Source organism: Streptomyces sp. NPDC045899 (assembly GCF_056431485.1).
Map to the genome: position 1 here is coordinate 354249 of NZ_JBWKKP010000003.1, position 12004 is coordinate 366252.

A 12004-nucleotide genomic window follows, 5' to 3' on the forward strand; every position below is an offset into this window, starting at 1 on the left:
ATGGGAGCCGGACCCACCCCCGGGAAGATCACCCAGACCAGCACCACCACCAGGGGCGCCATCGGCGAGTCCACGCTGCGCCCCGACGGCACCCTGAAGGTGACCGGGGAGTTCGCGTACTCCTCGGACCTGTGGCACGAGGACATGCTGTGGGGCTTCACCCTCCGCAGCCCCCACGCCCACGCCGAGATCCGGTCCGTCGACACCGCCGAGGCGCTGGCCGTGCCCGGGGTCCACGCCGTGATGACGCATGACGACCTCCCGGCCGCCACCCACTACGGGCTGGAGATCAAGGACCAGCCCGTGCTCGCCAGGGACCGGGTCCGCTACCACGGGGAGGCGGTGGCCATCGTGGCCGCCGACCACCCCGAGACCGCCCGGCGCGCCGCCGCCAAGATCAAGGTGGAGTACGCGGAGCTGCCGCCGGTCGTGGACGAGGCCACCGCCACCGCGGCGGACGCCCCCGTGCTCCATCCGGACCGCGACGACCACCACGCCGCCCACGTCCCGCACCCCAACATCGTGCACCGGCAGCCGGTCCGGCGCGGCGATGTCATCGCCGCCCGCACCCGGGCCGATGTGGTGGTGCGCCGCGACTACGAGGTCGGCATGCAGGACCAGGCGTTCCTGGGGCCGGAGTCGGGGCTCGCGGTACCGGCCGAGGACGGCGGCGTCGACCTGTACATCGCCACCCAGTGGCTGCACGTGGACCGCGACCAGCTGGCACCGGTCCTCGGCCTCCCCGCCGACAAGGTGCGGCTGACGCTGTCGGGCGTGGGCGGGGCCTTCGGCGCCCGTGAGGACCTGTCCATGCAGGCGCACGCGTGTCTGCTGGCGCTGCGCACCGGCCGCCCCGTGAAGATCGTCTACAACCGCTACGAGTCGTTCTTCGGCCATGTCCACCGGCATCCCGCCAAGCTCACCTATGAGCACGGCGCCACCCGGGACGGTCAACTGCTCTACGTACAGTGCCGCATCGTCCTTGACGGCGGTGCGTACGCCTCCTCGTCCCCGGCGGTGGTCGGCAATGCCGCCTCCCTGGCGATCGGCCCCTACGTCGTCGACCATGTGGACGTCGAGGCCGTCGCCCTCTACAGCAACAATCCGCCGTGCGGCGCGATGCGCGGCTTCGGCGCCGTCCAGGCGTGCTTCGCCTACGAGGCGCAGATGGACGCCGTGGCCGCGGAGCTGGGCATGGACCCGGTGGAGTTCCGGCAGCGCAACGCCATGTCCCAGGGCGCGGTGATGCCCACCGGACAGCTGGTGGACTCACCCGCGCCGGTCGCCGAACTGCTGCGCCGGGTCAAGGCGCTGCCGATGCCCCCCGAGCGCCAGTGGCTGACCGCCGACGACTCCACCGACGTCCGCGCGCTGCCCGGCGGACTGTCCAACACCACCCACGGCGAAGGGGTGGTGCGCGGGGTCGGCTACGCGGTCGGCATCAAGAACGTCGGCTTCTCCGAGGGGTTCGACGACTACTCCACCGCCCGGATCCGGCTGGAAGTGATCAACGGCGAACCGGTGGCCCTGGTGCACACCGCGATGGCCGAGGTCGGCCAGGGCGGGGTCACCGTGCACGCCCAGATCGCCCGCACCGAACTGGGCGTCAGCCAGGTGACCATCCACCCCGCCGACACCCAGGTGGGCTCGGCCGGTTCCACCTCCGCCTCCCGGCAGACCTATATGACCGGCGGCGCCGTCAAGCACACCTGCGCGGCGGTGCGCGAGGAGGTGCTGCGGCGCGGGCGGGAGCGGTCCGGCTCCTACCACCCCGCCTGGGCCACCGCCGAACTGCTGCTGGAGGGCGGCAAGGTGGTCACCGACGGCGGTGAGGTGATCGGCGATCTCGCCGAGATCGTCGGCGAGGAACCCATCGAACTGGAGCTGGAGTTCCGGCACCGCCCCACCGAACCGTTCGACCTGGAGACCGGCCAGGGCTTCGGCCACGTCCAGTACTCCTTCTGCGCCCATCGCGCGGTGGTCGAGGTGGACACCGAACTGGGCCTGGTCAAGGTGATCGAGCTGGCCGCCGCCCAGGACGTCGGGAAGGCGCTCAACCCGCTCTCCGTCGTGGGCCAGATCCAGGGCGGCTCCACCCAGGGGCTCGGTCTCGCCGTCATGGAGGAGATCGTGGTCTCCGACGGCGCCCGGGTCCGCAACCCCTCGTTCACCGACTATCTGATCCCCACCATCCTGGACACCCCCACCATCCCCGTGGACGTCCTCGAACTGGCCGACGACCACGCCCCGTACGGGCTCCGCGGGGTCGGCGAGGCGCCCACCCTCTCCTCCACCCCGGCCGTCGTGGCCGCCGTCCGCGCGGCGACCGGCCTCCCCCTGAAACGGGTCCCGATCAGGCCGGAGCATCTGACGGGCACCTGAGCACCACCTCCTCACCCCCCTCACCACCGACCGGGCCGTCCCCCGGGTCGTGGATGCCGACGCACCATCCCAACCCCCTATGACACTTGGGAGTGGCACCGCATGACCCAGCACGCCGTCACACCACCGATCGCCCCGGAGGGAACGGCCCGCCGGTCGCGTCTCGACCGGTACTTCCAGATATCCGACCGCGGATCCACCCTCGCCCGGGAGATCCGCGGCGGCGTCACCACCTTCATGGCGATGGCGTACATCCTGCTGCTCAACCCGCTGCTGCTGTCCGGTGAGGACGTCCAGCACCACCGGCTCGCCCAGAGCGCGCTGATCACCGCCACCGCGCTCGCCGCCGCGGTCTCCACCCTCCTCATGGGCTTCATCGGCAAGGTGCCGCTCGCGCTGGCGGCCGGGCTCAGTGTCTCCGCCGTGCTCACCGGCCAGGTCGTCCCGCATATGAGCTGGCCGCAGGCGATGGGCATGTGCGTGCTGTACGGCACGGTGATCGTGCTGCTCGTGGTCACCGGTCTCCGTGAAGTGATCATGAACGCCATCCCGCTCGCCCTCAAACACGGCATCACCATCGGCATCGGGATGTTCATCGCCTTGATCGGCCTGGTCAACGCCGGTTTCGTGGGCAAGGGCGCACCGGTGACACTCGGCACCGGGGGACAGCTCGCGGGCTGGCCGGTACTGATCTTCTGCGTCACGCTGCTGCTGATCTTCATGCTCCAGGCACGTGAGGTGCCGGGCGCGATCCTCATCGGGATCGTGGCCGGGACCGTCCTCGCCGTCGTCATCAACGCGGTGGCCGGACTCGATCCGAAGACCTGGGGCGGGCGCGCCCCCGAACTGCCCGGCCACGCCGTCTCCACCCCCGACTTCAGCCTCTTCGGACAGGTCGAGTTCGGCGGCTGGGGCCAGATCGGCGGAATGACGGTCGGCATGATCGTCTTCACCCTGGTGCTGGCCGGGTTCTTCGACGCGATGGCGACGATCATCGGGGTCGGCACCGAGGCGAAGCTGGCCGATGAACGCGGCCGGATGCCGGGGCTGAGCAGGGCGCTCTTCGTGGACGGCGCGGGCGGCGCCATCGGCGGGGTGGCCGGGGCCAGCGGTCAGACCGTCTTCATCGAATCCGCCACGGGTGTCGGCGAGGGCGCCAGGACCGGTCTGTCCAGCGTGATCACCGGGCTGCTCTTCGCCGCCGGGCTGTTCTTCACCCCGCTCGCCCAGATCGTGCCCGGTCAGGTCGCGGCCGCCGCCCTCGTGGTCATCGGCGCGATGATGATGCAGAACGCCCGCCATGTGGACTGGGCCGACCGCGCGGTGGCCATCCCGGTCTTCCTGACCGTCGCCCTGATGCCGTTCACCTACTCCATCACCGCCGGAGTCGGCGCGGGCGTGATCTCCTACACCGCCATCAAGGCCGCGCAGGGCAGATATCGCGAGCCCGGGGTGTTCATGTGGGTATTGACGGCGGTATTCGTCATCTACTTCGCTCTGAACCCGATCGAGCACTGGCTCGGGGTCCGATAGCGGCGGCACGAGGAGCTGATCACCATGCTGGACATCGCTGCCGAACTGCACCGCTGGTGCCGGGAGGGCCGGGACTTCGCCGTCGCCACCGTGGTGGCCGTCCACGGCAGCGCGCCGCGGCAGCCGGGCGCGGCGCTCGCCGTCGACGCCGACGGCACAGCCGTCGGCAGCGTGTCCGGCGGCTGTGTGGAGGGCGCGGTCTACGAGCTGTGCCAGGAGGCCCTGGCCACCGGGGAGACGGTCCGCACCCGCTTCGGCTACTCCGACGAGGACGCCTTCGCGGTCGGCCTGACCTGCGGCGGGGTCATCGAGGTGCTGGTCACCCCGGTGCCGGCGGCGGACACCGCGCTGCGCCCCGTGCTCGCCGCCGCGGTCCGCTCCGCCGCGGACGGTGGCGCGGCGGTGGCGCTCGCGCGGGTCGTGGACGGTCCGGACGGACTCCTGGGCCGTGCCCTGCTGGTCCGCCCGGACGGGACGTACGAGGGCACCCTCGGCGGTCCGGAGGGCGCCACCGCGGCCGACCGGGCGGCGCTGGACCGGGGCGCGGCGGGGCAGGCGCGCGCCCTGCTGGACGCCGGGCGGACCGCGAGCGTGGTCATCGGGGCCGAGGGCAGCCGCTGCGGCCGTCCGGTCACCCTGCTCGTGGAGTCCAGCGTGGCCCCGCCCCGGATGATCGTCTTCGGGGCGATCGACTTCGCGAGCGCCCTGGTGCGGATCGGGAAGTTCCTCGGGTACCACGTGACGGTCTGCGACGCCCGTCCGGTCTTCGCCGCTGCCCACCGGTTCCCCGAGGCCGACGAGGTGGTCGTCGACTGGCCGCACCGCTATCTGGAGACGACCGGGGTGGACGCCAGGACCGTGCTGTGCGTCCTCACCCACGACGCCAAGTTCGACGTCCCGCTGCTGGAGCGGGCGCTGCGGATGCCCGTCGGCTACGTCGGCGCGATGGGCTCCCGCCGCACCCACCGCGACCGGCTGCGACGGCTGCGCGAGGTGGGCCTGGGCGAACCGGAGCTGGCCCGGCTGCGCTCCCCGATCGGACTCGACCTCGGCGCCCACACCCCCGAGGAGACGGCGCTGTCCATCGCGGGGGAGATCGTCGCGAGCCGCCGGGGCGGCAGCGGGGTGCCGCTGACCGGCGCGCACACCCCCATCCACCACGACCGGAGCCGCGAGAACGCGGACCCGATCGGTTCGGTCGCCTGACGTTCATCCGATCTAAGGCCACTCCTGGGCGGGAAACCGGTACCGCCACCTGGCGTACGGCCGCGTTGCCGGGTGCGAGTTTCTGAGTGAGAGTCAGATTCGACCCGTCCGCCGCCCCTGGAGTGCACCTGTGCGTAGCAAGCGGAAAGCCCTCACCGCCCCGATGGCCGTCCTGGCCGCAACCGCCCTTCCCCTGCTGAGCAGTTCGGCCGTGCAGGCCGCCGCGCCCCAGGGCGTCGGCGAAGCGCTGCGCGGCAACCGTCTCTACACCCCGCCGCCCGAACGGGACCCCTACCGCCAGGTGTCCCAGCTCGCCTGGCGGGGCGAGAGCCGTGAGGCCAGAGGGATCCTGTCCATGGTGCGCACCCCCCAGGCCGTCTGGTACGGGGACGAGAGCCCGGAGGAGGTCGAGCGGACGGTCCGCACCACCACCCGCAGGGCCGAGCAGCGCGGCACACTGCCGGTGCTGACGCTCTACGACGTCCCCGGCCGGGACTGCGGCAGCTACTCCTCGGGCGGGGCCGGGAGCACCGCCGAGTACCAGGCGTGGATCGACGCCGTCGCCCGCGGCATCGGACAGCGCCCGTCGCTGGTGGTCCTGGAACCCGATTCGCTGGCGCTGCTGCCGTCGGACTGCGCGAAGGACGCGGACGGGGCCGGAGCGGCCGACGGGGACGGCGGAGAGCCGGAGGCGCAGGCCAGTACGCTGCCCGCCGAGGCGGACCCGGCCACCCCCGCGGACGGTCAGTCCGAGGACACCGGCACCGGGGCCGCGGCCCCGGGCGAGGGGGAACTGCCCCCGCTGCCCGATCCGGGCATCCAGTCCGCCCCCGCCACCGGAACCCCGTCGGACGCGCCCTCGGCGGCCGGGCCGTCGGCGGCGGAGAAGCCCGCCGCCGGACAGTCTCCGGCGCAGAGCCCGGCGGCCCAGACTCCGGCCGCCCAGACCCCGGCGGCACAGAGCCCCGCGGCCGGGCAGACCGCCGCCCAGACGCCCGCGTCCCCGAAGCCCGCCGGAACGCAGGCCCCGGCCGCCCGGACTCCCGCGGCGCAGGCCCCCGCGGCCCGGACGCCGGCTCCTTCGGCCCCCGCGGCGGAGCAGCCGGGCATCCTGCCCAGCCCCGAGCCCTCCGCCTCCGCGACGGCCGCTCCCGAACCGGCCCTCCCCGACCCCGGTACCGACACCGGCAACCCGGAGGTCGTGGGCGACCCGGCCGGCCTGACCGACCCCGAGGGGCTCGACCAGCTCATCGACGGGGAGGACCCGAAGACCGCCGCCCGCTACTCCGAGATCAACTACGCGGTCGACGTCCTCACCGCGCTCGGCGAGACGGCCGTCTACCTGGATGCGGGTCATCCCGGCTGGCACTCCGTCAGCAGCATCGTGCCCCGGCTCCTCAAGGCCGGGGTCGACCGCGCGGCCGGCTTCGCACTCAATGTCTCGCACTACCAGACCGACGCGGCCAACACCTGGTACGGACGGCTGATCTCCTCCTGCCTGGCCTACGCCGACGAGGGCGGGGACCCCGCCGACTGCGCCGACCGCGACTGGTCGCAGCGGCGGGCGCGGGCCTGGGTCAAGGAGCACACCCCCGCCGACGACGCGGGGCTGAAGCACTTCGTCACCGACACCAGCCGCAACGGCCAGGGCCCGTGGACCCCGACGGGCAGTGACCACAGCGATCCGCAGCCGTGGTGCAACCCGCCCGACCGGGGTCTGGGTGTCCGCCCGACCACCCGTACCGACGATCCGCTCCAGGACGCGGCGCTGTGGGTGAAGACCCCGGGCGAGTCCGACGGCCGGTGTCTGCGCGGCACGGCGGGGCCGGAGGACCCGGAGCGCGGCACGGTCGACCCCGAGGCCGGGGAGTGGTTCCCCGACCAGGCCCTGGAGCTCGTACGGTTCGCCCGGCCCGCCGTGGACTAGTGCGCGCCCCGGCTCGGCCCGTCGATCAGACGGGGTTCTTCCGGATGAGGGCGTCGACCAGGCCGGAGGCGGTGTTCGGAAAGTCCATCGGGACGATGCCGAGCCCCGTCCAGCCCTGGGTTCCGGCGCCCTCCAGGAAGCCCCTGACCTTCGGGTTGAGCCGGTCCGCGTTCCAGCGGGGCGGCAGCAGGGCGGCGGTGCTGACGTAGTTCATGAACAGCTTGCCGGGCTGCGCCACCGCCTTGCGGAACTGCGCCTCGATCTTCGGGTACTTTCCGAACGGCTCCGCCATGTAGTCGTCCTGGATGTCGAAGAGCTGGGCGTCGCCGTACCGGACGCCCGGCATCGCGCCGGAGTCGCCGAGCAGCACCACCCTGCCCCGGGACTCGCCCAGGGTGGGGAGGGTGGTGTCCAGGCGGAACAGCGAACGCCAGCCCTTGTCGAGATAGGTGTCGAAGATCCGGCGGAACTCCTCGGCGCTCTCCTCCGAGTACTCCTGCTTCACCCGCATCAGCACGGTCTCCGTCGGGTGCGCGGAGAGGAAGTCGCGGCAGGCGATGAGCACATCGTCGAAGTTGAGGTGCTGGTAGAAGGCGCCGTGGTGGATCGGGAAGGCGTTGTCGAAGGCGCGGCAGCGGATGTCCAGGAAGCGGATCCCGCTGGTGAGCTGGTCGATGATGGCGGTGTTCTGGCATTCGGTCCACAGACCGCCGTGGCGGGCGCCGGAGTCATGGGTGCCGGGCAGGGTCAGCCGCTGGACGGGGGTCGCGTCCGGGATGGCGGACAGCCAGTCCTGCGGCGCGAGCCGCCCGGGCGCCGCCGCGATGGCCGTCGCGGTACCGCCCGCGGCGGACATCAGCCCCGCGGCGGATATCGCTGCCGCGCCCTTGAGGAACCCTCGCCGGTCCATGGACACACTCCCGTCGCTTGTTACTCGCCCGTGTTACCCGCGCGTTCGGCACGTGTGGTCGGCATCGAAGCACAAGTCGCCCAGGAAAGCTGCACGTTGGGCGGGAGCGTCGGAACTGGTGGGGGTGGAGGACAGCAGCTGTCCGCAAGGGTCCGTACCGTGCGGGGTATGACGAATCCCGTGCTCGGTCCCCGCGCGCTCAACCGGGCGTTGCTGGAGCGACAGCTGCTGCTGAACCCCTCGGCGTCCCGTTCGGCCCTCGAGACCATCGAGTGGCTGGTCGGTATGCAGTCACAGGCGCCGGGCGCGCCGTACCTGGGGCTGTGGACCCGGCTCGACGGCTTCTCCTTCGGCGAGCTGGAAACGCTGATGACCGAGCGTCAGGTGACCCGGATGGTGCTGATGCGCGGCACCGTGCACCTGGTGAGCGCGGCGGACGCGCTGCTCCTGCGTCCGCTGGTGCAGCCGATGCTGGACCGGACGTTCCGGCAGAACCCCTTCGCCCGCGCGGTGAGCGGGGTGGAGCGGGACGAGGTGGTGGCGGTGGCGCGGGAGCTGCTGGGCCGTGCGGCCCTGGGCCCCGCCGAACTGCGCCGGGAGCTGGGCGCGCGCTGGCCGGAGGTGGACCCCGGAGCGCTGGTGAACGCGCTGCGGCTGTGGGCGCCGCTGGTCCAGGTGCCACCGCGCGGGCTGTGGAGCCGCGGCGGCGGCCCCCGCTACGCCACCGTGGAGGACTGGCTCGGACGGCCGGTGGAGAGCGGGTCCCCGGCCGCCGCCCTGGAGGCCGTGGTGCTGCGCTATCTCGCGGCGTTCGGGCCCGCGACCGTGGCCGACGTCCAGAAGTGGTGCGGGCTGACCGGGCTGCGCGAGGTGGTGGACCGGCTGCGGCCGGGTCTGCGGACCTTCCGCGACGAGGGCGGGCGCGAACTGTACGACGTCCCCGGCGCGCCGCTGCCGGATCCCGCGACGCCGGTTCCGGCGCGGCTGGTGGCCGACTTCGACAATCTCCTGCTCTCGCACGCCGACCGCGCCCGGGTGCTGGACGACGCCTACCGGACGCGGGTGATGGGGGTCAACGGCGTGGTGCGCGGCACGATCCTGGTGGACGGCTTCGTCGGCGGGATCTGGGGGATCGAACGGACCGGCAGGGGCGACGGCGCCTCGGCCACCCTCACGGTCTCCCCGTTCGTCCCGCTGTCCGCCGACGACGGCGAGGCGCTGGAGGCCCAGGGCGCCCGGCTGCTCACCGCCTCCGACCCCTCGGCCGCCGTCCACGCGGTGCGGATCGGGCCCCCGGCGCCCTGAGCCCCCGGGCTCCTCGGCCCGGTGGGCGTCAGCCCCGCCGGGCCAGCTCCTCGACCTGCGCGTGCAGTTGGGGCACGTAGTCCTCGGACTCCGGTTTCATCAGCACGCTGCGCAGGATCCGCGCACCCTCGGCGTCGGCGGCCAGCTTGGGGTGGCGGCCGGTGAACGCCTGGGCGTCGGCCCGGAGCGTGGAGAGGAAGACGGGGGTCTCACCGGTCATACCGTCCTGGAGGATCCGGGCCGAGGCGCGGTCGATCGCGGAGAGCGCGGGCGGGTCGGTCACCGGGAAGTAGCTGACGATGTCCAGCTCCGGCGGCTGGTACAGGTCCAGCAGTTCCGAGCCCTCGATCAGCTCCGCCCAGGTGAGCGCGGCCCGGCGGCCGGCCGCCAGCACCTGCCCCAGTCCCTCCGGGGTGGGCGGCAGCAGCTGGAAGGTGAGCCAGAGCGCGGCGGCCGAGGCCCCGGCGCGTGAGCACTCCAGGCTGATCTCACCGAGGTGGAGTTCCTCGGAGGTGAAGTAGGTGTACGGGGAGTCATGCAGGTAGAACCGGCCGACCTCCGGATCGGCGAACAGCACCGCCCCGCAGCCGTAGGGCTGGAGCCCGTGCTTGTGCGGGTCGACGACGATCGAGTCGCACCGCGCGATGGCCCGCCAGGGCGCCTCCGCCAGCCCCGCCGGACCCTCCGCCCCGGCCAGCAGGGTGAAGAAACCGCCGTAGGCGGCGTCCACGTGGATCCGTACGCCGTAGCGCTCGCGCAGCGCCAGCGCCTGGTCGATGGGGTCGATCGCGCCGAGGCCGGTGGTGCCCGCGGTGAGCACGACGGTGCCCACCCGGCCCGTGGCCAGCAGTTCCTCCAGCGCGTCGAGGTCGATCCGGCCCCGGCCGTCGGTGGGCACGGGATGCCCCTCGACACCCAGCACCCCGCACATCCGGCCGTGGGTGTAGTGCGCCTCGGCGCTGTAGGCGACACCCCGGTCGGGGTGCAGGTCCCGGGCGACGAACAGCGCCTCCAGATTGGCCACGGTGCCGCTGGTGGTGAGATGGCCCAGATGGGTCCCGTAGCCGAACATCGCGGCCAGCTGCTCCACCACCTCCCGCTCCATCCGCGCGGTGGCCGGTCCGCCGTCCAGCGCGTGGTTGTTGGGGTTGATCTGCATGGCGGTGAGGTAGCCGACCATGGCGGCGGGGTGCGGGGGCTTGAGCATCTGCCCCGCGTAGCGGGGGTGGAAGAAGGGGTAGTTCTCCTTCAGCCGCTCGGTGAAGGTGCCGAACACCTCGGCGAACCGGTCGTCGTCGATCTCCAGCGACGGATGCGAGGGGAAGGGGCCGTACCCCTGCGCCCACTCGCGGTTCGCCTCCACGGCCCGGCCGAGCCAGTGTCCCAGGTCCATTCGGTGTCCGGCCTTCCCTCGCGCACGATGGGGATGTTTGGAGTCAAACGTATGTTCCCGCCGGGTCGGCTGGCAACCATGCCGCCGGCGCCGGTGCCCGGGGCGCTCAGAGCCAGTCGCGGCGTTTGAAGATCACGTAGAGGCTCACGCACACCGCCGCCATCAGCAGCACCGCGAACGGGTACCCCAGCGCCCAGTGCAGCTCCGGCATGTGGTCGAAGTTCATCCCGTAGATCGTGCCCACCAGGGTCGGTGCGAAGAGGATGGCCGCCCACGCGGAGATCTTCTTGACCTCCTCGTTCTGCTCGAACCCGGCCTCGGCGAGCGCCCGCATCTCGGCGTTCTGCTGCTGGGTCACCAGGGTGGCGTTGACCGCCAGGATGTCGGTGAGCGCCGAGCGGAAACCGTCCACCCGCTCGCTGGTGTGGGTGACGTGGTCGGCGACGTCCCGCAGGTAGCGCTGGAGCTCCTCGTCCGTGCCGTACTTGTCGAACCCGGCCATCAGCCCGCGCAACATCCCCACCAGGGGGCGGGTGGCGCGCTGGAACTCGACCATCTCGCGGGAGAGTTCGTAGATCCGGCGGGACACCTCGGGGTCGCCCCGGAACACCTCGGTCTCGATCTCGTCGATGTCGTTCTGCACGCCCGCGACGACCGGGGCGTAGCCGTCCACCACCGCGTCCAGGATCGCGTACAGCACCGCCTCCGGGCCCAGCGCCAGCAGCTCGGGTGTCGACTCCAGCCGGGTGCGCACGGCGGACAGGTCCGGGGCGGCGCCGTGCCGGACGGTGATCACGAAGTCCGCGCCCACGAAGACGTGCAGCTCGCCGAAGTCGACCTCCTCCGGCGCGTCCAGGTAGCGCGCGGCGCGCAGCACCACGAAGAGGGTTTCGCCGTAGCGCTCCAGCTTGGGGCGCTGATGCGCCTCCATCGCGTCCTCGATGGCCAGTTTGTGCAGATCGAACTCCTCGGCCAGCGACAGCAGCTCCGCCTCCGACGGCCGGTACAGCCCGATCCACGCCATCGCGCCCGGCTGCTCGCGCAGCCGCCGGTAGGTGGCGGCCAGGGTGGTGGGGGAGCCGACGCGGCGGCCCCCGCGGTAGACCGCGGCGTCCACCACGCTCCGCTCGTCATCGGCGGGCGCGCCGCCGGACGCCGCCGTGACCGGTTCGCCGCGCGGCGGACCGGGGTGGCGGGGGCCGGGGGAGGAACGCGCGGCGGAGCCCGTCTCGGGGGCGGCGGTGGGGCGCAGCCACGGGTACCGCCTCGGGGGCCGCGGGGTGCGGGAGGAGCGCTCGGACATGGCGGGTCCTTTACGAGGGAGCGGGCGCGGGAGCGGGGTGTCGGG

The 12004-nt window shown here is 72.8% G+C and carries 8 protein-coding genes; 5 read left to right on the forward strand and 3 right to left on the reverse strand.

Annotation, left to right across the window (positions count from 1 at the left end):
* The 4 genes from pucD (at position 1) to AC07FT_RS06230 (ending at position 7048) form a co-directional block, all read left to right on the forward strand.
* Positions 1–2382, forward strand: a complete 2382-nt coding sequence (gene pucD / locus AC07FT_RS06215; protein WP_479174366.1) for a xanthine dehydrogenase subunit D — start codon at positions 1–3, stop codon at positions 2380–2382.
* 102 nt (positions 2383–2484) lie between these two features.
* Entirely contained in the window at positions 2485–3915 is a 1431-nt protein-coding gene (locus AC07FT_RS06220; protein WP_471193148.1) for an NCS2 family permease, read from the forward strand.
* A 24-nt stretch (positions 3916–3939) separates the two neighbouring features.
* Positions 3940–5121, forward strand: a complete 1182-nt coding sequence (locus AC07FT_RS06225) for an XdhC family protein (protein ID WP_479174367.1) — start codon at positions 3940–3942, stop codon at positions 5119–5121.
* Positions 5122–5251: 130 nt separating this feature from the next.
* A complete protein-coding gene (locus tag AC07FT_RS06230) occupies positions 5252–7048 on the forward strand; it encodes a glycoside hydrolase family 6 protein (protein ID WP_479174369.1) in 1797 nt (598 codons plus the stop codon).
* 25 nt (positions 7049–7073) lie between these two features.
* Here the strand turns inward: AC07FT_RS06230 and AC07FT_RS06235 are convergent, their stop codons facing one another.
* Positions 7074–7958 carry a phosphatidylinositol-specific phospholipase C gene (locus tag AC07FT_RS06235; RefSeq protein ID WP_479174371.1) on the reverse strand — a complete coding sequence of 295 codons (885 nt, stop codon included), beginning with the start codon at positions 7956–7958 and terminating at the stop codon, positions 7074–7076.
* 168 nt (positions 7959–8126) lie between these two features.
* Here AC07FT_RS06235 and AC07FT_RS06240 point away from each other — a divergent pair, with 168 nt between their 5' ends.
* A complete protein-coding gene (locus AC07FT_RS06240; protein WP_479174372.1) occupies positions 8127–9263 on the forward strand; it encodes a winged helix DNA-binding domain-containing protein in 1137 nt (378 codons plus the stop codon).
* A 28-nt stretch (positions 9264–9291) separates the two neighbouring features.
* On the opposite strand, the gene AC07FT_RS06245 is transcribed toward AC07FT_RS06240, so the two are convergent.
* Positions 9292–10656, reverse strand: coding sequence for a pyridoxal phosphate-dependent decarboxylase family protein (locus tag AC07FT_RS06245; protein WP_479174374.1), 1365 nt, complete (start codon positions 10654–10656; stop codon positions 9292–9294).
* Positions 10657–10762: 106 nt separating this feature from the next.
* Entirely contained in the window at positions 10763–11959 is a 1197-nt protein-coding gene (locus tag AC07FT_RS06250) for a magnesium and cobalt transport protein CorA (RefSeq protein ID WP_479174375.1), read from the reverse strand.
* Between the last annotated feature and the right edge of the window lie 45 nt (positions 11960–12004).

Bases quoted from the DNA above. Each gene is read 5' to 3' on its own strand.
- pucD (WP_479174366.1), top strand. From the start codon at position 1: ATGGGAGCCGGACCCACCCCCGGGAAGATCACCCAGACCAGCACCACC.
- AC07FT_RS06220 (WP_471193148.1), top strand. From the start codon at position 2,485: ATGACCCAGCACGCCGTCACACCACCGATCGCCCCGGAGGGAACGGCC.
- AC07FT_RS06225 (WP_479174367.1), top strand. From the start codon at position 3,940: ATGCTGGACATCGCTGCCGAACTGCACCGCTGGTGCCGGGAGGGCCGG.
- AC07FT_RS06235 (WP_479174371.1), bottom strand. From the start codon at position 7,958: ATGGACCGGCGAGGGTTCCTCAAGGGCGCGGCAGCGATATCCGCCGCG.
- AC07FT_RS06240 (WP_479174372.1), top strand. From the start codon at position 8,127: ATGACGAATCCCGTGCTCGGTCCCCGCGCGCTCAACCGGGCGTTGCTG.
- AC07FT_RS06245 (WP_479174374.1), bottom strand. From the start codon at position 10,656: ATGGACCTGGGACACTGGCTCGGCCGGGCCGTGGAGGCGAACCGCGAG.
- AC07FT_RS06250 (WP_479174375.1), bottom strand. From the start codon at position 11,959: ATGTCCGAGCGCTCCTCCCGCACCCCGCGGCCCCCGAGGCGGTACCCG.